The following is a 21,563-nucleotide window of genomic DNA, read 5'->3' on the forward strand; positions in this document are numbered from 1 at the left end:
GCCCGCTCCCCGTCCTGCGGCTCCGGAAGCGGCTCGCCGGGGCGGCCCCCGGCGCGCGGGTCGCGCTGCTCGCCGACGACCCGATGGCGGCGATCGACGTGCCCCATTTCTGCGCCGAGGCCGGGCACACGCTCGAGGCGACGGAAGCGCAGAACGACCACACCCGCTTCACCGTGCGCAGGGGCTGAGGCCGGGCGGCGCGGCCCGCGCATGAGGGGCAGAATTCAGGCGCGACCGGCGCGTGGGAGGGTCCGCGGGACGCGAGCCCCGGTCCGGGCCCCGGACGGTGGGGCGGCCCTGCGCGGGGACTTGATCCCTACTCCGGGCCCGGACGGCGGCGCGCCCGGGGTGGCGCTGCGCGCGGCGAGGGCTCCGGCTTTTGCGGGGGCCTCCGCCGTCGCCTCGTCCTGCGCGGGTGCCTCGGCCGGCAGTGCAGCCGCGGCCTGTGCTGGAGCCTCGCCCGGCGCCGGTGCTTCGGCCTGCACTGGAGCCTCGGCCTGTGCGGGGTCTCCGCCTGTGCGGGGGCCGAGGTCTCGCGAAAACATCCCCTGACCGCCGACGCGGCGGCGGCGGCCCCCGGCCGCCGGTGTCCCGGCGCCCGCGGGGCCGCGCACCGGACGGCGCCCAGCGCGGCGCCCCCCGCGCGGCGCCCATTGATTTCCCCGCGGCGCTGGGGCAGAGCGATCGCCGCGAACATGGGAGGTCACCGATGAGCCGTATCGCCGCCACCTTCGAGAGGCTGCGCGCCGAGGGGCGCCGCGCCTTCGTCTCCTACGTGATGGCCGGCGACCCGGACGCGGAGACCTCGCTCGAGATCGTCAAGGGCCTGCCCGGCGCGGGTGTGGACATCGTCGAGCTCGGCGTGCCCTTCACCGATCCGATGGCCGACGGCCCGACGATCCAGGAAGCGGGCCAGCGCGCCCTCGCCGGCGGGCAGACGCTGGAGGGCACGCTCGCGATGGTGCGCGCCTTCCGTGCGGGCGACGACACGACGCCGGTCGTGCTGATGGGCTACTACAACCCGATCTACAACCGGGGCGTGGACCGCTTCCTCGCCGACGCGCGGGAGGCGGGCGTCGACGGGCTGATCGTCGTGGACCTGCCGCCGGAGGAGGACACGGAACTCTGCCTGCCGGCGCTCGAGGCGGGGATCGACTTCATCCGCCTCGCCACGCCGACGACCGACGCGAAGCGCCTGCCCAGGGTGCTCGAGAACAGCTCGGGCTTCGTCTATTACGTCTCGGTCACCGGCATCACCGGCGCCGCGGCGGCCGAGGCCGGGGAGGTCGGCCCGGAGGTCGCGCGGATCAAGGCCTCGACCGAGCTGCCGGTGGTCGTGGGCTTCGGCATCCGCTCGCCCGAGGCGGCGGAGACGATCGCGGGCGTCGCCGACGGCTGCGTCGTGGGCAGCGCGATCGTGGCGCAGATCGCCGAGGGCAAGCCGGTGGCCGAGGTGCTCGACTACGTCGCCACGCTCGCCGCCGGGGCGCACCGGGCCTGAGGCCGGCGCCCCGGGACAGCGCGCGCACCGCTCGGCGGGTGTACGCCGTGGGCGGCCGCGCTTGGTGCGACCGGCGCGGGTCCACACGCAAGTTGCGGTCGCGGCGCAGCACGCTGTGTTTTCCGGCGCGGTCGGGCGTAGGGCTCCCCGGCGCAGCGCAGCGGCGCTTTCGCGCCTCTGGCGTATCCCCACCCGCGCGCCTTCAGCTGAAACATCCTTGCCCCTCTCCGGCGTGACTGTACTCGCGCGCCCCCAGCGCAGCGCAGCGCCGCTTTCGCGCCTCTGGCGTGTCTCCGGCTGAGCGCCTCCAGCGTAAACATCCCTGCCCGCCGCCAGCGTGACCCCTCTCGCCCGCCCACGGCGTGACTACATTTGTCCGCCTCCGGCGCCACCCCATTAGCTCGCCCCAACTTTCCCCCCTCTTACGCGACTCCGGCGCGACCCCACTTGCGCGCCTCCGGCGCGACGGGCGACAAGAGCGCGCGATGGGTAGGAGGACGACATGGCGGAGGTGATCGGGGCGCTCGGGGAGATCGTGGGCGCGGCGCAGGTGCTGACCGGCGCGGAGGCGGCGGGTCACGCGCGCGACTGGACCGGCGCCTACGTCTGCGATCCGCTCTGCGTCGTGCGGCCCGCGACGACCGGGGAGGTGGCCGCGGTCCTGCGCCTCGCCAACGCGGCGGGCGTGCCGGTGGTCCCGCTCGCCGGCAACACGGGGCTCACGGGGGGCGGCGGCGCGGACGCGGCGATCCTCCTGTCGGTCGAGCGCATGCGGGCGATCCGCGCGATCCGCCCCGAGGCGCATGTCGCCGTCGTCGAGGCCGGCGTCGTCCTCGCCGATCTGCAGGCGGCGGCGGAGGCGCACGACCTCGCCTTTCCGCTGAGCTTCGGCGCGCAGGGCTCGGCGCGCGTGGGCGGGGCGCTCGCGACGAACGCGGGCGGGTCGAACGTGCTGCGCTACGGCAACGCCCGTGATCTGTGCCTCGGTCTCGAGGCGGTGCTGCCCACGGGCGAGGTCGTCGATCTGATGAGCGAGCTGCACAAGGACAACTCCGGCTACGACCTGCGCGACCTGCTGATCGGGGCCGAGGGGACGCTCGGCGTGATCACGGCGGCGGTGCTGACGCTCGTGCCGCGGCCGCGCGCCTACGCCACGGCGACGGTGGCGGTGGCGTCGGTGGAGGACGGGCTCGCCCTCCTGAACCGGCTGCAGCGGGAGACGGGCGGCGCGGTTGAGGCCTGCGAGCTCATGCCGGGGCGCTATCTCGACGCGCTCGCGGCGCATGATCCGGCGGTGCGGCCGCCCTTCGACGCGCGCCACGCGGTAAACCTGCTGATCGAGGTCGGCGCGACCGCGCCGCGCGACGCGACGCCCGGCCCGGACGGCGCGACGCCGGTGCAGGCGCAGCTCGAGGAGATCCTCGGCGATCTGTTCGAGGCGGGCGCGGTGCACGACGCCGTCGTGGCGCAGAGCGACGCGCAGCGCGCCGAGATGTGGGCGCGGCGCGAGCGCGCGGCGGAGGTGGTGCTCGCCCCCGGCCCGGTGGCGGTCAACGACCTCGCCGTGCCGCTCGACCGGGTGGGCGCCTTCCTCGCGCAGGCGGACGCGGCGGTGGCGGCGCGCGACGCCGGGGCGGTGCCGCTCGCCGTGGCGCACCTCGGCGACGGGAACGTGCACTACGCAGTGCGCCTCTCGCGCGACGACGCGGCGCTCAAGGAGGCGATCGTCGAGGCGGTCGAGGAGATCGTGCGCGAGATGCGCGGCAGCTTCTCGGCCGAGCACGGCATCGGGCGCGCGAAGCTCCCCTCGATGCGCCGGCGCAAGGACCCGGGCGCGCTCGCCGCGATGCGCGCGATCAAGGCCGCGCTGGACCCGGCCGGCGTGATGAACCCGGGCAAGGTGCTGCCCGACTGAGGGTCCGCGCCTCCGGGTGTCCGCCCGGCCCGCCCCCGCCGCGCGGCGATGCGCCCCGCCCATCGCGCTTGCCTCGCCCCGGGGGCGTTGCTAAGCGCGGAAGGAGCAGGGGGAGGAACCCGCATGCCCGCCGTCACCGACATCAAGGATCTGCGCCGGATGCACCGCCGACGGGTGCCGCGGATGTTCTACGACTACGCCGACTCCGGCAGCTGGACCGAGCAGACCTACCGCGAGAACACCGAGGACTTCCGCGAGATCCGCCTGCGCCAGCGCGTCGCCGTGGACATGCGCGACCGCTCCACCGCGACGACGCTCGTGGGCGAGGAGGTGGCGATGCCCGTGGCGCTCGCGCCCGTCGGGCTGACGGGGATGCAGAGCGCCGACGGCGAGATCAAGGCCGCCCGCGCGGCGGAGCGCTTCGGCGTGCCCTTCACCCTGTCCACCATGTCGATCTGCTCGATCGAGGACGTGGCGGCGCATACCGAGCGCCCCTTCTGGTTCCAGCTCTATACCATGAAGGACGAGGACTACGTCCGCCGCCTGATCCAGCGGGCGAAAGCGGCGGGCTGCTCGACGCTCGTCATCACGCTCGACCTGCAGATCCTCGGCCAGCGGCACAAGGACCTGAAGAACGGCCTCTCCGCGCCGCCCAAGCTCACGCCCGCGACACTCCTGAACCTCGCCACGAAATGGGGCTGGGGGATCGAGATGCTCTCGACCCGGCGCCGGCAGTTCGGCAACATCATCGGCCACGTCGAGGGCGTCTCGGACCCCGCCTCGCTCATGTCGTGGACGAACGAACAGTTCGACCCGGCGCTCGACTGGGGAAAGATCAAGGCGATCCGCGACCAGTGGGACGGGCCGGTGATCCTCAAGGGCATCCTCGACCCGGAGGACGCCAAGGCCGCGCTGAACGTGGGCGCGGACGCGATCGTGGTCTCCAACCACGGCGGCCGCCAGCTCGACGGCGCGCTCTCGTCGATCCGCGCGCTGCCCGCGATCCTCGACGCGGTGGGCGACCGGATCGAGGTGCATGTCGACAGCGGCGTGCGCTCGGGGCAGGACATCCTGAAGGCCGTCGCGCTCGGCGCGAAGGGCGTCTGGGTCGGCCGGGCCTGGGTCTACGGGCTCGGCGCGATGGGACAGGCCGGGGTGACGAAGGCGCTCGAGATCCTGCACAAGGAGCTCGACACCTCGATGGCGCTCTGCGGGCGCCGCCGGGTCGAGGAGCTCGACCGCGACGTGCTGCTCGTGCCGCGCGACTTCGAGGGCGTCTGGCAGACGGGCTGAGACGGCGCCCGGGTGCAGGGGGGCGCTGCCCCCCGTCGCGCGCGGGGCGCGCGCGACTCCCCCCGGGATATTTCCGCCAAGAAGAAGACCCGCGCCGCGGCGGCGCGCGGCCCGGCCCGATGCGCGACGGCGCAAGTGTGCGAGGCTTTGCGCCTGCCCGCGGGAGTGCTACGTCTGCGCGCGGGAGGAGACATCGCCATGGCCCAGCGCGCCGATCGCACGCAGGCCCTGATGACCGCCGGGCTGAACCTCATTCAGCAGGCGCTGTCGATCTACGACAGCGACCTGCGCCTCGCGGCGTGCAACCGCCGCTTTCAGGAGATGTTCGACCTGCCCGGGGATCTCGTGGCGCCCGGCGCGCGCTTCGAGGACACGATCCGGTTTCTCGTGCGCCGGGGCGAATACGGCGCGGTCGCCGACGAGGAGGAGGCGGTGCGCGCGCGGGTCGAGGTCGCGCGGCGCTTTCAGCCGCATTACATGGAGCGCACCCGCGCCAACGGGCGCACCATCAGCGTCGAGGGCACGCCGCTGCCCGAGGGCGGCTGGGTCTCGGTCTACACCGACATCACGCCGACGAAGCAGCACGAGGCGCTGTTGCGCGCGCGCTCGGAGGAGCTGTCGGATCAGCTGATCGCCCATGCCGAGGAGCTCGCCGCGGCCAACCGCGAGCTCGCCGCCACCAACGCGGCGCTGGAGGAGGCCTCGCGCGAGCTCGCCGCGATCGAGGCGCGCACGCGCCTGACCGCCGAGATGATGCCGGCGCATATCGCGCATGTGGACGAGGAGCGCCGTTACACCTATTCGAACCGGCGGCTGAGCTCGGTCATGCCGGGCCGCCCGCGCGAGATCGTGGGCCGGCCGATCGCCGAGACGCTCGGGCGCGCGGCCTATGCGCGGATCGCGCCGCATCTCGACGCGGCCTTCGCCGGGCGCGAGAGCGTCTTCGAGTTCACCGACGAGATCAGCGCGCGGCGCATCCGCGTGGCCTTCACCCCCGACCGGCGCGAGAGCGGGATCGAGGGGGTCTACATCCTTTCGATGGACGTCACCGAGGAGGCGCAGGCCCGCGCCGCGCTGCAGCAGACGCGGCGGCGCGAGATGGCGGCGCAGCTGACCTCGGGCCTCGCGCATGATTTCTCGAACCTTTTGACCATCGTGCTCGGCAGCCAGGCGCGGCTCGCCGAGATGACGCTGCCGGCGGAGGCGCGCCCGCACATCGACGCCACGCTCGCCGCGGCGCGGCGCGGCGGGACGCTGCTGGAGCGGCTGTCGCAGCTCACGGGGGCGCGCGACTGGCGCCCGGAGCCCTGCGCGACGGAGGATTTCCTCGCCGATCTGGACGTTCTGGCCCGCGCGGCGCTGCCCGGGGGCGTGACGCTGACGATCCGCAACGCGCTGCCGGGCGAGCGGCTGATGCTGGACCCGGGGCTCCTGCAGGACGCGCTCCTGAACCTCATCCTGAACGCGCGCGACGCCTGCGGGCCCGAGGGGCGGATCGGCGTCACGCTCTCGGCGCTGCAGGGCACCTGGGCGGAGTTCGCGGTCACCGACACGGGTCCCGGCTTTTCCGACGCGGCGCTGCATCGCGGGTTCGAGCCCTTCTACACCACGAAGGGGGCGGAGGGCTCGGGCCTCGGGCTCGCCATGGTCTACGACATGGCCAAGCTCGCCGGGGGGCGCGTGGTGCTGGGCAACACCTTCTCGGGCGCGCGGGTCGCGCTGCGCCTGCCGCTCCGCACCGCGCCGGCGGAGGCGGCCGGGCGGCTGGTGCTGCTGGTGGAGGACAGCGCGGAGGTCCGCGCGACGATCCGCGACATGCTGACCGAACTCGGCCACGCCGTGGCCGAGGCGGCGAGCGCAGCGGAGGCGCGCACGCTCCTCGAGACGCTGCCGGAGATCGGCGCGGTGCTCACCGATCTCACGCTCGAGGGGGAGGAGACGGGCCTCGACCTCGCGGAATCGCTCGGGCCGGGGGGGCCGCCGGTCTGGATCATGACGGCGCTGCCGGCCGACGACCCGCGCCACCGGGCGGCGCGCGCGCGCTGGCCGGTGCTCGCCAAGCCGTTCTCGGCCGCGCATCTGGCGCAGACGCTCGACGCGGGGCGCGCGGCATGAGCGCGCCGCTGGTCACCATCCTCGACGACGAGCCGGCGGTGCGCGACATGCTCGGCGCCGCGCTGGAGGAGGCGGGCTTCCGCACCATGGGCTTCGCGCGGGCGCGGGAGTTCGAGGCGGCGCTGCGCTCGGCGGCGCCGGACGTCTGCCTCGTGGATCTCGGGCTGCCGGACCGCGACGGGCTGAGCCTCGTGCATCGCCTCGCGCTCGAGAGCGGAGCGGCGGTGATCATCGTCTCGGGCCGGGGGCAGGTGCAGGACCGGGTGACGGGGCTCGACCTCGGGGCGGACGACTACATCGTGAAGCCCTTCGAGCCCGCCGAGGTCGTCGCCCGCGTGCGCGCCCGGCTGCGCCGGCACACTGGCCCCGAGGCGGGCGGCGAGACGGCGCGCTTCGCCGGCTGGACCGCGCATTTCGACCGCTACACGCTGGAGGACGCCGAGGGCGCCGAGACGCCCTTCAGCCACGCCGAGGGCGAGGTGCTGCGCCTCTTCCTCGAAAGCCCGCGGCGGCTGATGTCGCGGGCGCAGATCCAAGAGGCGCTCGGCGGCGCGGCGGGCGAGAGCTTCGACCGGGCGATCGACGTGCGCGTCTCGCGGCTGCGCACCAAACTGCGCGAGGACCCGAAGGCCCCGCGGCTGATCAAGACGATCTACGGGGCGGGCTACATCTTTCTCGGCGACGTCGAGTGGAGCTGAGCGGGGCGCGGCTCACTCGTCCCACGGCGCGAGGTTCTGGAGCTGCGTCTCGGTCATCTTGGTGACGTAGTGCGACTCGTCCCAGGTGAGCGAGGAGACCGGCACCTGCACGTCCCGGTCGAAGATGCCGAGGAAGCCGTCGATGGCCAGCACGTAGCCCGCCGGTCGGCCCTGCGCGTCGATCAGCGTCTCCTCGACGGTGCCGACCACCGCGCCGTCGGGGGTCTGCACCTCTGTCCCGGCGACGGCCTGCAGGAAGGCGGAATCGCGGCTCTCGACCGTGCCGGTGCGTCCCTCGGCGAGCGCGTCGTCCTGCGCGAGGGCGGGCGTGGAGGCGGCGCAGAGGGCGGCGGCGACGGCGAGCAGGGCGCGGCGGGGCATGGGTTTCTCCTCGGGCGGTGACAGGGGATCAACGCCGCGCGGCGCGGCGGCGTTCCCGGGGAAACCGGTTTGGCAAGCGCGGGGAAATCGCCTAACCGCGGGGCGGAAAGGAGATCCGCGACATGGGCGAGATCGTTCTCATCCGCCACGGACAGGCGAATTCGGCGGCCCGCGACGAGGCGAGCTACGACCGGCTCTCGGCGCTCGGGCACCGGCAGGCGGCCTGGCTCGGCGCGCACATGGCGGAAGCGGGCGAGCGCTACGACCGCGTGCTGATGGGCGCGCTGCGCCGCCACCGGGAGACGGCCGAGGGCCTCGGGGCGCTCGGCCCCGCGCCGGAGGTCGATCCGCGCCTCGACGAGCTGGATTACTTCAACCTCGGCAAGGCGCTGCGCGACATGCGCGGCGTGCCGCTGCCCGCCCGCGAGGAGGAGTTCGCGGCCCATCTCTCGCGCCTGCTCGCCGCCTGGCGCGACGCCGAGATCATGGGGCAGGAGACCTTCTCGGATTTCGAGATGCGGGTGACGGACGTGCTGCACGAGGCGGCCGAGCCGGGGCGCCGCGTGCTCTGCGTGACCTCGGGCGGCGTGATCGCGATGATGGTGCGCGCGCTTCTGGGGCTCGACACCGAGGGGCTCGCGCGGATCATGCTGCCGATCTTCAACAGTTCCGTGCACCGGCTCCTGGTCACGGATCACGGCACGATCCTCGCGGGGTTCAACGCCGTGCCGCATCTGGACCGGCCCGACCGGGCGCACGCGCGCACGCACTACTGAGAGGGAGGGGGCATGACGCATCTCTGGGTCCGGGCGGAGGAGCGCGCGAACGAGCGGCGCGTCGGCATCACGCCCGAGGGCGCCGCGGCGCTGCTGGAGCGCGGCGTCGCGGTGACGGTGGAGGAGAGCGCCGACCGCATCCTCCCGACCGGGGGCTACGCGCAGGCGGGCTGCACCATCGCGCCGCGCGGGGCGTGGCGGGAGGCGCCGCGCGACGCGCTGATCTTCGGGCTGAAGGAGCTTCCCGACGACGGCACGCCGCTCGTGCACCGTCACATCATGTTCGGCCACGCCTACAAGGGCCAGCACGCCGGGCGCGCGCTGCTCGCCCGCTTCGCCGCGGGGGGCGGCACGCTCTACGATCTCGAGTATCTGGTGGACGCGGAGGGCCGCCGCGTCGCCGCCTTCGGCTACTGGGCGGGCTACGCCGGCGCGGCGGTGAGCCTGATCGCCCGGGCGGCGCAGGCGCGCGGCGCGGCGTGCCCCGCCGTGGACGCCTTCCCCGACAAGGCGGCGATGGACGCCGCGGTGCGGGACGCGGCCGCGGGGCTGCCCGCGCCCTCGGCGCTCGTGGTCGGCGCGGCGGGGCGCGTGGGCACGGGGGCGGCCGACCTCTGCACCGCGATGGGGATCGCGCCGACGCGCTGGGACATGGCCGAGACGGCGCACGGCGGGCCGTTCCCCGAGATCCTCGCGCATGAGCTTTTCTTCAACTGCATCCTCGCGCGGCCGGGCACGCCGGTCTTCGTGCGGCCCGAGGACGCGGACCGGGGCGACCGCGCGCTCCGGGTGATCGGCGACATCGCCTGCGACCCGGACAGCGACTACAACCCCGTGCCGCTCTACGACGCGGCGACGACCTGGGCGGCGCCGGTGGTCCGGGTGCGCGAGAGCCCGCCGCTCGACGTCATGGCGATCGACAACCTGCCCTCGCTCCTGCCGCTCGAATCCTCGCGCGACTTCGCGGGGCAGCTCTTGCCCTCGCTGATGGCGCTCGACAGTCTCGACGCCGGCGTCTGGGGCCGCGCGGCGGCGGAATTCGACAGGCATGTGAGGGAGGTGAAGCCATGACGATTCACTGGTGCGGCACGGGGCTTTCGGCGGTTCTGGGCCTGCGGCGACTCATCGAGGAGGGCCGCGCGGTCACCGTCTGGAACCGCACGCCCGAGAAGGCGCGCGCGGCCGTGGGCGACCTGACCGAGGACATCCGCGCCTTCGATCTCGACGCGCTCGCCGCGGCGCTCGCGCCCGGGGACGTCGTGGTCTCCATGCTGCCCGGGGACTGGCACGTGCCGATCGCGGAGGCGGCGATCGCGGCGGGCGCGCATTTCGTCTCCTCCTCCTACATCGCGCCGGAGATGCGCGCGCTCGACGCCGCAGCGAAGGAGGCGGGTGTGGCGCTGGTCAACGAGGTGGGGCTCGACCCGGGCATCGATCACCTGATGGCGCACCGTCTGGTGGCGGACTACCGCGCGTCGGACGCCTTCGACCCCGCGAACACGCTCTCGTTCACGAGCTACTGCGGCGGCGTGCCGAAGCAGGCCAACGCCTTCCGCTACAAGTTCTCGTGGTCGCCTCTGGGGGTGCTCAAGGCGCTGAAGTCGCCCTCGCGCTCGCTCCGCGACTTCGAGGAGTTGCGCGTCGCGCGGCCGTGGGACGCGATCTCGAGCTACACCGCGCCGCTGCCCGCGCCCGAGCGTTTCGAGGTCTATCCGAACCGCGATTCGCTCCCCTTCATGGAGGAGTACGGCTTCGACCCCGACTGGCGGGTGAAGGACTTCGTGCGCGGCACCCTGCGGCTGGAGGGCTGGTCGGACGCCTGGTCCGACATCTTCCGCACGGTGGAAAGCCTGCCGCCGGGCGACGAGGGCGAGCAGGTGCTGCGCGACCTGTCGGAACGGCTCTGGCAGGCGCACGCCTACGATCCCGGCGAGCCCGACCGCGTGGTGCTCTGCGTCAGCCTCGAGGCCACCCGCGAGGGCGCGCCCGTCTGGCACCGCACCTACGTCATGGACGCCTGGGGCGACGAGGACGGCACGGCGATGGGCCGGCTGGTGAGCCACATGGTGGCGCAGGCGGTGCGCTCGGTCGCGGCGGGCGAGATCGGGCCTGGCGTCTCGGCCGCGCCCTCGGACCCCGCGCTGGTGGCGCGCTGGATGGACGAGGTGGCACGCCTCGCCCAGCATCTCGAGATCGTGCACCACGCCTGACACGACGAGGGCGCGCCGCGCGGGCGCGCCCCTGATCCTGTCGCAGTCGCGAAACGGGCGAGATCACTCGCCGTCGGCCGGGCGCTGCTGAAGCTCGATTTCCTCGTCCTCGGCCTGATCGTCCTCGAACTCGGTGACGTCCTGCACCGCGTCCGGATCGCCGGTCTCCTCGGCGCGCTCGGTGAAATAGTGCTCGGTCAGCACGAGCGTTTCCTGATCGCCCTCGACGGGCGTCTCGGCGGCGTCGCGGGCCTGTTCCTTCGGCGTCCGGATGTTGCCGATGAAGTCGCGCTCGGCCTCGTCGTAGTCCTCCGGCGCGACCTCGACGAGCGTCACCTCGTAGAGCTGGCCGTCGTCGTCGGTCATGTACATCCGCTCTTCGACGTCGACGTCCTGCGCGAGCGCCACGCCGGCGCCGAGGCCGAGGGCGGCCACGGTCGTCATCAGGGTCTTCACGGTTCGCATGATCGGCTCCTTTCCGTCGTGTCCGTTGTCGTCGGACACACAACGAAACGGGCCGGGCCGGGTTCCGTCGCGCCGCGCGAGCGGGGCGGCACGGGCGTCAGAGCAGGTCGTCTTCCGCCTCCTGCGGGGAGATGCCGAGCGCCTCGAGCCCGGCCTCGAGATTGTCCGACAGATGCGGCGTGCCGATCAGGTAGTCGGCGGTGGGCGTCGTCGCCTCGTGATAGGCGGTCGCCCGGGCCTCGTCCCAGTCCTCGGCCTCGAAGGCGCCGCGCCCGATCCACATGATCGCGACGAGCTCGGCCTGTTCGTCCTCATCCATGCGCTCCACGAAGGCGCGCAGCTCCGCCTCCGCGCGGTCGAGTTCGCGCCCCATGATGATGACCTGCGCGACCTTGCGGGGAGAGATTGTGGGCATCGGGGACCTCCTGCGGCTCACTCGGGAGCGCGCAGGATGTTACGAGAAGATGCGATAGTAAAGCCAGTCCGGCAGGAACTGGCCGCCACGGAAGAGCCACGAAAACACGGTCGGGAAGCTGTACTTTAAGCCGCCGCGCGACATGAACTCGAACATGCGCTGCGCCGCGTCCTCCGGCTCCATCAGGAAGGGCATGTGAAAGTCGTTCTTGTCGGTGAGCCGCGTGCGGATGAAGCCGGGATTGGCCACCTGCACCTCCACGCCGGTCTTGCGCAGGTCGCAGTGCATGCTCTCGGCAAGCACCATGACCCCGGCCTTGGACGGCGCGTAGCCGACCGCCCCCGGCAGCCCCCGGAACCCCGAGAGCGAGCCCGTCAGCACCACGTGACCGCGGTCGCGCGCGACCATCGGCGGCAGGGCGACGGAGACCGCGCGCAGCGCGCCTGTGAAGTTGATGTCGCCCATGACCTCCATCTGCTCGGCGTCGATCTCGCGCGCGCTGAAGGGCCAGTAGGCGCCGGCGAGGAAGATCATGCCGTCCACCTCGCCCGCTTCCTCGGCGGCCGCCTTCACGCTGTCGAGATCGCGCACGTCGAGCGGCACGGCCCGGGCCCGGCCGGGCAGGCGCTCGGCCAGCGCCTCGAGCTTGTCGCGCGAGCGGGCCGAGAGCACGAGCTCGACGCCGGCGCGGCTCATGCGCTCGGCGAGCGCCTCGCCGAGCCCCTCGCTCGCACCGATGAGCCAGTAGCGCTTGCCGGTCCAGTCCCTCACGCCGCATCCTTTCTTCGCATGGTGGCCACCAGTTCGGCCACCTTGATCCCGTATTTGCGAAACTGGCTCCGGTTCACGATGGTTCCGGCCGGAGTCAGGTACATCCAGTCCGTCGTGTCGAGCACATGGCCCCCCGAGGCCGCGGGCAGGCGCAGGCGGTATTTCAGCCGCACGGCGGCGCCCCTCTGCACGCCCTCGCCGTCGCCCACGACGTCCTCGGCCCGCGCCCGGATGCGCCCGTCGTTGCCCAGCGTCAAGTGCCAGGCGCGGTGCTGCACCGCGCCGCTGTCGTAGTCGAAACGCTCGCGCATCTCGCCGGTGTTCCCGTCCCAAGAGACATCGAACTCGCCCGTGAAGCGCGAGGCGACGCGCCCCGTCGGCCCGTAGATCACCCCGTCGCAGACGAGAGGGCCGTTCAGGTGACGGCGGATGTCGAAGCGCGGCTCGGCCGCGGCATAGTCCTCCGGCCGCTGGGCGAGAAAGCCCGCGAAGCGCGTGCGCGCCCAGACGAGGGCGATCGCCACGGCCGCCCCGAGGAGCGCGAAAATCAGCTGGTCCATGCGGTGTCCGTCCCCGTGTCGTCGTCCATCCGCTCGAGCGGCGCAGTGGCCAGAAGCGCGATGGCGATGAGTTTCAGCGCGCAGGGCAGCCCCGCGTAGAGGAGCGTGAGCGTCCAGAGCGCGCGCGCGTCGTTGTCGGTCCCGGCATCGAAGCCCGCCGCCTCGAGCGTGGGCAGGAGCGTCGCCGCCGCGACGGCGAGCGTGGCCTTGGTGACGAAGGACCAGAGGCCGAAGCCCTCCGCCGCGCCGGGCGCCACCGCCTCCAGCCGGCGCGCGAAGAGCGCCGAGAGCACCACCATGTCCGCGCCGAGCGCCGCGCCCGTCACCACGCAGATCACCGCGAAGGCCGGCCAGTCCCCGGCCCCGAGCCCCAGCGCGAAGACGAAGCCGAGAACCGAGGTGCCCATGCCGACGAGCAGCACCCGCCGCGCGCCGAAGCGGTCGGCCGCTTTGCCCCAGCCCGGCGCGCTGAGCGCCGCGGCGAGGAAGAACAGCAGGAGGAGCGGCCCCTCCATCCCCGGCGCCTGCAGGCGGCTTTCGACGAAGAACAGAAAGAGCGTCGAGGTCACCGCCACCGGCGTCGCGTTGACGAGCGCCACGAGCAACAGCCGCCGCGCCGCCGGGTCGCGCAGCACCGGCACGAAGCCCGCCGCCTCCGGCGCGGCGAGCGGCCCGCGCCACTCTCCGCGCATCGAGAGCCCGGCGGCGAGCGCCAGCGCCGCGAAGGCCAGCGCGAAGCCGGCGAAGCCCAGCCCCTCGGGCGCCACCGCCGCCGCGCAGACGCCGATGAGCGCCCCGGTCTCGCGCCAGCGCGCCACCCGCAGGTGCCCGCCCTGCCCGAGGTCGGCCGCCGTCGTCACGCCCTGCGCGTAGAAGGCAATGGTGAGGAAGCTGAACGACGAGAAGACCAGCGTCAGCATCAGCGCAAACCACAAGAGCGGCGCGACCGGCGGTGTCACCGCGAAGAGCCCGACCATCGCCGCCGCGATCACCGCCACGGCGACGCCCACCGCCTGCGCGCGCCGCGCCTCGAGCGCGGCGGCGAGCCGGCCCAGCAGCGGGTCCTGCACCACGTCGAGGAGCCTGAGCCCGAAGAGCACCGCGCCCAGCGCCGCGAGGCTCACGCCATAGTCGTCCACGTAGACCTTGGGCGCATGGATATAGAGCGGCAGGCCCGCCGCCGCGATCATCGCGGCGAAGAGCCCGTAGGCGGGCAGGCGATGGGTCATCGGGTGATCTCGGCCTCCGGCGGCTCGGGGCGCGGGTGAAAGCGCGCGCCCTTCCACCAGAGCTTGAGCGCCTGCCAGTGGATCAGCGCCAGCACCCGGCGCGAGCCGAAGGGCCGGCGCATCAGCATCGCCGCCAGCCCGCGCCCCGTCAGCGGCACGCGCCGCCCGACGAGCGTGGCGTAGAGCCCTCCGTCGTTGCCCGATCGGTAGTCGATCCAGACGCCCAGCCGGTCGGGCCGCACGTCGAAGCGGAAGGTGTAGCCGCCCTCCACCGGCTGAAACGGCGAGACGTGAAAGATCTTGCGGGCGGCGAGCCGGTCGGACGGGCCGATGGGCCGCAGGTCGTCGTGGTGGATCAGGTAACAGTGCCGGTCGCCGAAGGTGTTGTTGACCTCCGCGATCACGGCGCAGAACCGGTCTTCGGCGTCGTGGCAGAGCCAGAAGCTCACCGGGTTGAAGACGTGCCCCATCACCCGCGGCTGCGCCAGCAGGAGCACCCGGCCCGGCAGGTCGAGCCCCTGCGCCGCCAGCACGCCGCGCACCCAGGCCGCGCCGCGCCCGTGCCCGCGCGGGCCGCCGTGGTCGGCGTCATGCAGGGAGACGAGCCCGCCGCGGTTGCGCCGGAAGAGCGCGGGCGCCTCGACCTCCGCCGCCTCCGCGTCGATCAGGACGTAGTCCACCCCGTAGCGGAAGGCGTTGTCGATCGCGCCGTGCCGGCCGTGCCACGTGTGGCCCGCGAGATGCTCGACCCGGCTCATGCCGCCACCGCGCCCGAGCGGCCGAGCAGCGCCTCGGCGACGTCGTGCGCCGAGGAGAGGCCGTCCTCGTGGAAGCCGTATTTCATCCAGGCGCCGCAGAACCACGTCCGGTTGGCGCCGTTCATCGCCGCCACCTCGCCCTGCGCGGCGAGCGCGGCGGCGTCGTAGACGGGGTGGTCGAACTGCACCTGCGCGTGGATGTGCTCGTCGCGGATGCGGGGCGTCATGTTGAGCGAGACGAAGAGCGGATCGTCCTCGGGAATGGGCTGCAGCGAGTTCATCCAGTAGCTCACGCCGATGCGGTCCGCGCGCTGCCCCGCCGCCTCGGTGTAGTTCCACGACGACCAGGCGACGCGCCGGCGCGGCATCACCGCGGGGTCGGAGTGCAGCACCACGTCGTTCGGCTGATAGGCGATGCGGCCGACGGTCGCGCGCTCCTGCGGGGTGGGGTCGGCGATGATCCGCATCGCCTGGTCGGAATGGGTGGCGAAGATCACCTCGTCGAAGGCCTCCGGCTCGGCGCCGGGCGCCTTGACGGTCACGCCCTCGGGCGCGCGGCGCACCCAGTCGACCGGCGCGCCGGTGCGGATGCCGACGCCCACCCGCGCGAGCGAAGCCTGCAGCCGCTCCACGTATTGCACCGAGCCGCCCTCGACCGTGTACCACTGATGCTGTCCCGTCACCCCGAGGAGCGCGTGATTGCGGAAGAAGTCGAGCATCGTGCGCGCCGGGAAGTCGAGGATCTGCGCCTTGGGCACCGACCAGATCGCGCCCGAGAACGGCAGGAGGTAGTGCTCGCGGAAGCGCGCGCCGCAGCCGAGCCGCTCCAGCAGGGCGCCGACGGTCAGCCCGTCCTCGCGCGACAGGTCGTAGGCGCGCGCGTTGAAGCGCAGGATGTCGCGCAGCATCCCCCAGTAGCCGGGGTTCACGAGGTTGCGCCGCTGCGCGAAGAGCGCGCCGGGCGTGCGCAGCGCATACTCGAAGCGCCCGCCGTCGATCGAGACGCCGAAGCTCATGTTGGACTTCGCCACCGGCACGCCGAGCTCGTCGAAGAGCCGCGTCAGATGCGGGTAGTTCGCGTGGTTGAAGACGATGAAGCCCATGTCCACGGGCTGATCGCCGCGCTTGCCGGCGGTGATGGTGTGCGCGTGCCCGCCGAGGCGCGGCTCGGCCTCGTAGAGCGTGACCCGGTGCGCCCCCGCGAGGAAGTGCGCCGCGCCCATCCCGGAGATGCCGCCGCCGATCACGGCGATGCGGCGGGGGGCGGCGGGGGCGGATTCGAATGGCATCTGTCGTCTCTCCTCGGTCGGTGCGCGCGTCATGACTGTTACGGAGACGCAGCATATCCGGATGCAAAAGAAAATTCGCCGCGACACGTGATCCGGTCGCGTCGGACCTCCGTACCCGTTACATGTTAAGCAATGTCGACTGGCTGGACGAGAAGGCCGCGTGGCCCGTGGCGCCGCCCGACCCGCCCCCGGGTGCCGGGACGGTCGCGTTTCTGGGCGACGCCGCGTTGGCGCGGATGAGCGACACGAACAGGTCCGGGACGGAGGGCGCCGCGACAGGCGCGGGCGACGCGGCGGAGCCCAATGCCGCCGCGCGCGCGGCGCCGGAATGGGTCGAGCACGTCACGCGCATCCGCGACGCGCGCGACGAGGCCGCCTTCGCCGAACTCTTCGCGCATTTCGCGCCGCGGGTGAAGGCGTTCCTGATCCGCTCCGGCGCGGACGGCGCGCTCGCCGAGGAATGCGCGCAGGAGGTCATGGCGACCCTCTGGCAGAAGGCGCATCTCTTCGATCCCGCGCGGGCGAGCGTCTCGACCTGGGTCTTCACCATCGCTCGGAACCGCCGGATCGACGCGCTGCGCCGGCAGCGCCGGCCGGAGCCCGAAGACCTGCCCTGGGGTCCGGAGGCCGAACCGCAGCAGGAGGACATGCTCGCGCTGCAACAGGACAGCGAACGCCTCGCCGAGGCGCTGCGCGCCCTGCCCGAGAAACAGAGACACCTGATCGAGCGCGCCTACTTCGGAGAACTCTCGCACGGCGAGATCGCTGCGGAGACGGGACTGCCGCTCGGCACCATCAAATCGCGCATCCGGCTCGCGCTCGACCGGCTGCGCCACGCACTCAAGTGACGCCCATGAAGACCGAGATCACCCATCACCTGACCCCGCAGCTGCTGATGGCCTACTCGGCCGGCACGCTGCCCGAGGCTTTCGACCTAATCGTCGCCTCGCACCTGTCGCTCTGCGACGCCTGCCGCGCCGAGGCCGAGAGCTACGACGCCGTCGGCGGCGCGCTCATGGAAGGCGAGACGTCGGAGATGTCCGCCGGCAGCCTCGAGGCGACGCTGCGCATGATCCGCGAGGGCGGCGCGGCGGAGGCCGACGCGCCCTGCGCCGCGGCCCCGCCCGCGACGGCGGAGCTGCCCCGCCCGATCCGCGACTACATCGGCGGCGATCTCGCCGACGTGCGCTGGCAGGGCATGGGGATGGGCGTGCGGCAGGCGATCCTGCCCGTCGACGGCCCGGCGACCGCGCGGCTCCTGCACATTCCCGCCGGCGCCGAGGTGCCCGACCACGGCCACAAGGGGACCGAGCTGACGCTGGTGCTCAAGGGCGCCTTCCGCGACGAGGACGGCCGCTTCGGCCCGGGCGACGTGGAAGTGGCCGACGAGGCGGTGGAACACACCCCCGTCGCCGAAGCGGGCGAGGATTGCATCTGCCTCGCCGTCACCGACGCGCCGCTGCGCTTCGCCGGCCTGATGCCGCGGCTCGCGCAGCCCTTCCTCAAGATCTGAGCGGCGAAACGAAAACCTTTCGTACGAAAGGTTTTCGGAACCCGGGTGGAGACGGCGAAGAATTTTCGTACGAAAATTCTTCACCCCCGGCGGCGCCGCAAAGGGCGCAGCCGCGACCGTTGCGGGACGCGCGGCCCATCGGGTCGCGCGATGTCGCCCGCACACCCTGCGCGCGTGACCGGTGCCTGACGCGGGAGATGCACGTCCTGCCCCCGCGTGACCTCCGTTGAGCCGGCGCGGGTTGCCTCGGCACGCAGCCCGTCCGGCCCCGTCGCGCAGGCCGTCGCCGGCGCGCCGCGCCTCAGCCGTCGTCGAGGCGCGTCAGTTCCGGCGCGGTCAGGGGGCGCGGCTCCTCGTCGAGGGGGTCGAGCGCGGCGATCTCCTCCTGCGGGGCGACCACGCCGAGCCCCTCGAACTTGCGCGCCGAGGGCAGCACCCGCCCCTCGAGCGAGCCGACGGCGCGGTTGTAGGCGTCCACGGAGGACCGCAGACTGCGGCCGACGCGGCCGAGGTGATCGGCGAATGTGCCGAGGCGGTCGTAGATCTCCTTGGCGAGACGCTGCACCTCGGCGGCGTTCTCGGCCATCTTTTCCTGCTGCCAGCCGTAGGCGATCGCCTTGATCAGCGCCATCAGCGTCGTCGGCGTGGCGATCAGGACCTTGCGCTCGAAGGCGTATTCGATGAGCCCCGGATCGGCCTCCGCCGCGGCGGAGACGAAGGTCTCGCCGGGGATGAACATGACGACGAAATCCGGCGTCGTCGGGATCGCGTCCTGATAGGCTTTCGAGGCGAGCGTCTTGACGTGCGCGCGCACCTGCGCGGCGTGGCGGGTCAGGTGCTCGCCCTGCGCCTCCGGCCCGTCGGCCTCCAGCGCGTCGAGATAGGCCTCGAGCGGGGTCTTGGCGTCGACCACGATGCTCTTGCCGCCGGGGATGCGCACCACGGCGTCGGGCCGGCGCGCGCCGGCGTCGGTCTCCACCGTGCGCTCGGAGAGGTAATCGACGTGCTCGGCCATGCCGGCCATCTCGAAGACCTGGCGCAGCTGCATCTCGCCCCAGCGCCCGCGCGTCTTGGGCGCGCGCAGCGCCTGCACGAGGCGGCGCGTCTCCTGCCCGAGGGCGTGCTGGCCCTTCGTGAGCTCCTCCACCTGCGCGCGAATCGCGCCGTAGGCCTCGTTGCGGGCCTTCTCGATCTCGGCGATGCGCGCGTCGAAGTGGCCCAGCTTCTCGTCGAGCGGCTTGACGAGCTCGCGGATCGCCTTCTGCCGCGCGGCGAGGTCGGTCTCAGCGGTTTCCTTGTGCTTCTCGAACCGCTCGGACACGAGGGCGAGGAAGCGCTCGGAGTTGGCCTTGAGCGCGCCGGAGGCGAGGTGTGCGAATTTCTCCTCGAGCTCGGCCTTCATGCCGCGCAGCTCCTCGAGCCGGGCGGCGTGGCTTTCCTTGAGCGCGGCGAGCTCGGTCTCGCGCGCGGCCTTCTCGGCGCCCGCGGTCTCGAGCCGCGCGCGCGTCTCGGCGAGCTCGGCCTCCACGGCGGCGAGGCGCTCGGCGCGCGGGCGCAGGCCCGCGAGCTCCTCGCGCAGGGCCGCCACGTCGCGGCGGTTCCGCCGAAGCGCCGCGAGCGCGCGCAGAAGGACGAGCAGGAGCCCGCCCAGCGCGGCGAGCCCCCCGAGCGTCACCGGATCGAGCGTCCCGAAATCCATGCGTGCCGTCGCCCTGCCCCGCCGTTCAGCGCCGCCCGAAGAGCCGCTCGACGTCGGCGAGCTTGAGCTCGACGTAGGTGGGCCGGCCGTGGTTGCACTGTCCCGAAAGCGGAGTCGCCTCCATCTCGCGCAGGAGCGCGTTCATCTCCTCGGCGCGCATGCGACGGCCCGCGCGCACCGAGCCGTGGCAGGCCATGCGCGAGAGGACGGCCATGAGCCGCGCCTCGAGCCCCACGGCGGTGCCCGTCTCCTCCAGCGCGTCGGCCACGTCGGCGAGCAGCCCCCGCGCCCCCACTTCGCCCAGGAGCGCCGGGGTCTCGCGCACGGCGAGCGCCTCGCCGCCGAAGGGCTCGATCACGAGGCCGAGGCGGGCGAGATCCTCCGCCGCGTCGAGCAGGCGCCCGCGCGCCGGCTCGGGCATCTCGACCACCTCGGGGATGAGAAGCGCCTGCGCGGCGACGCCGTTCTCGGCGAGCTGCGCCTTGAGCCGCTCGTAGACGAGGCGCTCATGCGCGGCGTGGGCGTCCACGATCACGAGGCCGTCTTCGGTCTGCGCGAGGATGTAGGTCTCATGCAGCTGCGCGCGCGCCGCGCCGAGGGGGAGCGCCTCCGCCGGGGTCTCCTCGGCCCCGTGCGGGGCCTCCTCGACCGGCTCGACCCGCGCGCTCCACGCGCCGGCGGTCTCGGCGAAGCCGGGCTCGGCGCCGCCCGGCGCGGGCGCCTGCGCCTGATACGACGCGGCCCGCGCGGCGGCGGAGGGGCGGTCCATCTGGTAGCGCGGCGCGGCGGGTGCGCCGGGCGCCCCGGGCCGCGCGGCGCCGAGCGCGGCGCCCGCCACGGTGGTCGCCGCGCGGTGCCCCGCCTCGGCCAGCGCGTGGCGCAGCGCCGAGACGACGAGCCCCCGCGCCGTGCCGGGATCGCGGAAGCGCACCTCGCTCTTCGCGGGGTGGACGTTGACGTCCACGAGCTCCGCCGGGCAGTCGATGTAGAGCGCCGCGGCCGGGTGCCGCCCCGCCGGCAGCACGTCCATGTAGGCCGCGCGCAGCGCGCCGAGCAGCATCCGGTCCTTCACCGGACGGCCGTTGACGAAGAAGTGCTGCGCCACCGCCGCGCCCCTCGAATAGGTGGGCAGGCCCGCGTAGCCCGTCAGGCGCAGCCCCTCGCGCTCGGCCTCGACGCGCAGCGCGTTGCGGACGAACTCCGCGCCCAGAACCCGCGTCAGCCGCCCGGCCAGCGCGTCGAAGAGATCGCCGGTCTCGGCGTCGGCGCGGAAGCTCACCTTCTCGCCCCCGCCGGAGACATCCGTCAGCGTCAGGCTCACGAAGGGTTCGGCCATGGCGAGGCGGCGCACCACGTCGCCGATCGCCTGCGCCTCCGCCCGGTCGGAGCGCAGGAACTTCAGCCGCGCGGGCGTGGCGTGGAAGAGATCGCGCAGCTCGACCACCGTGCCGCGGCGCAGCGCGGCGGGCCGCACCTGCCCGACGCGCCCGCCCTCGACGGCGATCTCGGCGGCCTCGGCCCCGGCGGCGCGCGAGGCGATGGAGAGCCGCGCCACCGCCCCGATGGAGGCGAGCGCCTCGCCCCGGAAGCCGTAGCTCGCGATGTTGAGGAGGTCGGAGCCGTCGATCTTGGAGGTGGCGTGCCGCGCGACCGCCTGCGGCAGGTCCTCCGCCGGGATGCCGTGGCCGTCGTCGGTGACGCGGATCAGCGTCTTGCCGCCCTCGGCCTGCGCCACCTCGATTCGCCGCGCGTCCGCGTCGAGAGCGTTCTCCACGAGCTCCTTGACCGCCGCGGCGGGCCGCTCGATCACCTCGCCGGCGGCGATGCGGTTGACGGCCGCCTCGTCGAGCGGGCGGATCGCCGGGCGACCGCCGGGTATCTTGTGGCTCGCGTCGTTCATGGCCCAAGACCTAGCACGCCCTGCGCCCTTTTGACCAGCGTCGAGAGACCCCCTTGGAATCCGAACACATTCCAT

At 73.4% G+C, this 21,563-nt stretch carries 21 protein-coding genes; 11 read left to right on the forward strand and 10 right to left on the reverse strand.

What is annotated here, in order from left to right; genetic code table 11:
- The 6 genes from DRV84_RS03495 to DRV84_RS03520 all read left to right on the forward strand — a co-directional run.
- Positions 1–188: sulfurtransferase TusA family protein (locus DRV84_RS03495; protein WP_147298823.1), on the forward strand; the 188-nt coding region annotated here is incomplete at its 5' end.
- A gap of 521 nt (positions 189–709) precedes the next feature.
- A complete protein-coding gene (gene trpA / locus DRV84_RS03500) occupies positions 710–1,501 on the forward strand; it encodes a tryptophan synthase subunit alpha (protein ID WP_115978491.1) in 792 nt (263 codons plus the stop codon).
- Positions 1,502–2,003: 502 nt separating this feature from the next.
- On the forward strand, positions 2,004–3,416 hold the full coding sequence (locus DRV84_RS03505) for an FAD-binding oxidoreductase (RefSeq protein WP_115978492.1): 1,413 nt from the start codon (positions 2,004–2,006) through the stop codon (positions 3,414–3,416).
- A 123-nt stretch (positions 3,417–3,539) separates the two neighbouring features.
- Positions 3,540–4,709 carry an alpha-hydroxy acid oxidase gene (locus DRV84_RS03510; RefSeq protein WP_115978493.1) on the forward strand — a complete coding sequence of 390 codons (1,170 nt, stop codon included), beginning with the start codon at positions 3,540–3,542 and terminating at the stop codon, positions 4,707–4,709.
- Positions 4,710–4,907: 198 nt separating this feature from the next.
- Positions 4,908–6,824: a hybrid sensor histidine kinase/response regulator gene (locus tag DRV84_RS03515; RefSeq protein ID WP_115978494.1), complete on the forward strand. Its 1,917-nt coding sequence runs from the start codon at positions 4,908–4,910 to the stop codon at positions 6,822–6,824.
- Positions 6,821–7,522: a response regulator transcription factor gene (locus DRV84_RS03520; protein ID WP_115978495.1), complete on the forward strand. Its 702-nt coding sequence runs from the start codon at positions 6,821–6,823 to the stop codon at positions 7,520–7,522. The genes DRV84_RS03515 and DRV84_RS03520 overlap by 4 nt, the downstream gene beginning before the upstream one ends.
- Positions 7,523–7,534: 12 nt before the next feature.
- Here the strand turns inward: DRV84_RS03520 and DRV84_RS03525 are convergent, their stop codons facing one another.
- On the reverse strand, positions 7,535–7,903 hold the full coding sequence (locus DRV84_RS03525) for a PRC-barrel domain-containing protein (RefSeq protein ID WP_115978496.1): 369 nt from the start codon (positions 7,901–7,903) through the stop codon (positions 7,535–7,537).
- 122 nt (positions 7,904–8,025) lie between these two features.
- Here DRV84_RS03525 and DRV84_RS03530 point away from each other — a divergent pair, with 122 nt between their 5' ends.
- Genes DRV84_RS03530 through DRV84_RS03540 form a run of 3 tightly spaced genes read left to right on the forward strand, consistent with a single transcriptional unit; the run spans position 8,026 to position 10,889 of the window.
- Entirely contained in the window at positions 8,026–8,679 is a 654-nt protein-coding gene (locus DRV84_RS03530; protein ID WP_115978497.1) for a histidine phosphatase family protein, read from the forward strand.
- A 12-nt stretch (positions 8,680–8,691) separates the two neighbouring features.
- Positions 8,692–9,750, forward strand: a complete 1,059-nt coding sequence (locus DRV84_RS03535) for a saccharopine dehydrogenase (RefSeq protein ID WP_115978498.1) — start codon at positions 8,692–8,694, stop codon at positions 9,748–9,750.
- On the forward strand, positions 9,747–10,889 hold the full coding sequence (locus DRV84_RS03540; RefSeq protein ID WP_115978499.1) for a saccharopine dehydrogenase C-terminal domain-containing protein: 1,143 nt from the start codon (positions 9,747–9,749) through the stop codon (positions 10,887–10,889). The genes DRV84_RS03535 and DRV84_RS03540 overlap by 4 nt, the downstream gene beginning before the upstream one ends.
- Before the next feature lie 63 nt (positions 10,890–10,952).
- Here the strand turns inward: DRV84_RS03540 and DRV84_RS03545 are convergent, their stop codons facing one another.
- The 7 genes from DRV84_RS03545 to DRV84_RS03575 form a co-directional block, all read right to left on the reverse strand.
- On the reverse strand, positions 10,953–11,354 hold the full coding sequence (locus tag DRV84_RS03545; RefSeq protein WP_115978500.1) for a hypothetical protein: 402 nt from the start codon (positions 11,352–11,354) through the stop codon (positions 10,953–10,955).
- 97 nt (positions 11,355–11,451) lie between these two features.
- Positions 11,452–11,769, reverse strand: coding sequence for a DUF3775 domain-containing protein (locus DRV84_RS03550; RefSeq protein ID WP_115978501.1), 318 nt, complete (start codon positions 11,767–11,769; stop codon positions 11,452–11,454).
- 39 nt (positions 11,770–11,808) lie between these two features.
- A complete protein-coding gene (locus DRV84_RS03555) occupies positions 11,809–12,540 on the reverse strand; it encodes an SDR family NAD(P)-dependent oxidoreductase (protein ID WP_115978502.1) in 732 nt (243 codons plus the stop codon).
- Complete coding sequence (locus DRV84_RS03560) at positions 12,537–13,100, reverse strand: DUF3833 family protein (protein ID WP_115978503.1); 564 nt, start codon at positions 13,098–13,100, stop codon at positions 12,537–12,539. The genes DRV84_RS03555 and DRV84_RS03560 overlap by 4 nt, the downstream gene beginning before the upstream one ends.
- On the reverse strand, positions 13,088–14,329 hold the full coding sequence (locus DRV84_RS03565) for an MFS transporter (protein ID WP_115978504.1): 1,242 nt from the start codon (positions 14,327–14,329) through the stop codon (positions 13,088–13,090). The genes DRV84_RS03560 and DRV84_RS03565 overlap by 13 nt, the downstream gene beginning before the upstream one ends.
- Positions 14,326–15,087, reverse strand: coding sequence for a DUF1365 domain-containing protein (locus DRV84_RS03570; protein WP_115978505.1), 762 nt, complete (start codon positions 15,085–15,087; stop codon positions 14,326–14,328). Before DRV84_RS03570 ends, DRV84_RS03565 begins: the two co-directional genes overlap by 4 nt.
- Positions 15,084–16,376, reverse strand: coding sequence for an NAD(P)/FAD-dependent oxidoreductase (locus DRV84_RS03575; RefSeq protein WP_115978506.1), 1,293 nt, complete (start codon positions 16,374–16,376; stop codon positions 15,084–15,086). Before DRV84_RS03575 ends, DRV84_RS03570 begins: the two co-directional genes overlap by 4 nt.
- 236 nt (positions 16,377–16,612) lie before the next feature.
- Here DRV84_RS03575 and DRV84_RS03580 point away from each other — a divergent pair, with 236 nt between their 5' ends.
- Both DRV84_RS03580 and DRV84_RS03585 read left to right on the forward strand, forming a co-directional pair.
- Positions 16,613–17,224, forward strand: a complete 612-nt coding sequence (locus tag DRV84_RS03580; RefSeq protein WP_115978708.1) for a sigma-70 family RNA polymerase sigma factor — start codon at positions 16,613–16,615, stop codon at positions 17,222–17,224.
- Between the two features lie 5 nt (positions 17,225–17,229).
- Positions 17,230–17,889: a ChrR family anti-sigma-E factor gene (locus DRV84_RS03585; RefSeq protein ID WP_115978507.1), complete on the forward strand. Its 660-nt coding sequence runs from the start codon at positions 17,230–17,232 to the stop codon at positions 17,887–17,889.
- A 301-nt stretch (positions 17,890–18,190) separates the two neighbouring features.
- Here the strand turns inward: DRV84_RS03585 and DRV84_RS03590 are convergent, their stop codons facing one another.
- Positions 18,191–19,588 (reverse strand): DNA recombination protein RmuC, encoded by a 1,398-nt coding sequence (locus DRV84_RS03590; RefSeq protein ID WP_115978508.1) that lies wholly within the window; start codon positions 19,586–19,588, stop codon positions 18,191–18,193.
- A gap of 25 nt (positions 19,589–19,613) precedes the next feature.
- Positions 19,614–21,488: a DNA mismatch repair endonuclease MutL gene (gene mutL / locus DRV84_RS03595; protein WP_115978509.1), complete on the reverse strand. Its 1,875-nt coding sequence runs from the start codon at positions 21,486–21,488 to the stop codon at positions 19,614–19,616.
- Positions 21,489–21,563: the final 75 nt, after the last annotated feature.

The organism is Rhodosalinus sediminis (assembly GCF_003385555.1).
In the GTDB taxonomy this organism is placed as follows: domain Bacteria; phylum Pseudomonadota; class Alphaproteobacteria; order Rhodobacterales; family Rhodobacteraceae; genus Rhodosalinus; species Rhodosalinus sediminis.

Bases quoted from the DNA above. Each gene is read 5' to 3' on its own strand.
- DRV84_RS03585 (WP_115978507.1), top strand. From the start codon at position 17,230: ATGAAGACCGAGATCACCCATCACCTGACCCCGCAGCTGCTGATGGCC.
- DRV84_RS03525 (WP_115978496.1), bottom strand. From the start codon at position 7,903: ATGCCCCGCCGCGCCCTGCTCGCCGTCGCCGCCGCCCTCTGCGCCGCC.
- DRV84_RS03530 (WP_115978497.1), top strand. From the start codon at position 8,026: ATGGGCGAGATCGTTCTCATCCGCCACGGACAGGCGAATTCGGCGGCC.
- DRV84_RS03570 (WP_115978505.1), bottom strand. From the start codon at position 15,087: ATGAGCCGGGTCGAGCATCTCGCGGGCCACACGTGGCACGGCCGGCAC.
- trpA (WP_115978491.1), top strand. From the start codon at position 710: ATGAGCCGTATCGCCGCCACCTTCGAGAGGCTGCGCGCCGAGGGGCGC.
- DRV84_RS03560 (WP_115978503.1), bottom strand. From the start codon at position 13,100: ATGGACCAGCTGATTTTCGCGCTCCTCGGGGCGGCCGTGGCGATCGCC.
- DRV84_RS03540 (WP_115978499.1), top strand. From the start codon at position 9,747: ATGACGATTCACTGGTGCGGCACGGGGCTTTCGGCGGTTCTGGGCCTG.
- DRV84_RS03535 (WP_115978498.1), top strand. From the start codon at position 8,692: ATGACGCATCTCTGGGTCCGGGCGGAGGAGCGCGCGAACGAGCGGCGC.
- DRV84_RS03545 (WP_115978500.1), bottom strand. From the start codon at position 11,354: ATGCGAACCGTGAAGACCCTGATGACGACCGTGGCCGCCCTCGGCCTC.
- DRV84_RS03515 (WP_115978494.1), top strand. From the start codon at position 4,908: ATGGCCCAGCGCGCCGATCGCACGCAGGCCCTGATGACCGCCGGGCTG.
- DRV84_RS03590 (WP_115978508.1), bottom strand. From the start codon at position 19,588: ATGGATTTCGGGACGCTCGATCCGGTGACGCTCGGGGGGCTCGCCGCG.
- DRV84_RS03575 (WP_115978506.1), bottom strand. From the start codon at position 16,376: ATGCCATTCGAATCCGCCCCCGCCGCCCCCCGCCGCATCGCCGTGATC.
- DRV84_RS03550 (WP_115978501.1), bottom strand. From the start codon at position 11,769: ATGCCCACAATCTCTCCCCGCAAGGTCGCGCAGGTCATCATCATGGGG.
- mutL (WP_115978509.1), bottom strand. From the start codon at position 21,488: ATGAACGACGCGAGCCACAAGATACCCGGCGGTCGCCCGGCGATCCGC.
- DRV84_RS03565 (WP_115978504.1), bottom strand. From the start codon at position 14,329: ATGACCCATCGCCTGCCCGCCTACGGGCTCTTCGCCGCGATGATCGCG.
- DRV84_RS03520 (WP_115978495.1), top strand. From the start codon at position 6,821: ATGAGCGCGCCGCTGGTCACCATCCTCGACGACGAGCCGGCGGTGCGC.
- DRV84_RS03580 (WP_115978708.1), top strand. From the start codon at position 16,613: ATGAGCGACACGAACAGGTCCGGGACGGAGGGCGCCGCGACAGGCGCG.
- DRV84_RS03510 (WP_115978493.1), top strand. From the start codon at position 3,540: ATGCCCGCCGTCACCGACATCAAGGATCTGCGCCGGATGCACCGCCGA.
- DRV84_RS03505 (WP_115978492.1), top strand. From the start codon at position 2,004: ATGGCGGAGGTGATCGGGGCGCTCGGGGAGATCGTGGGCGCGGCGCAG.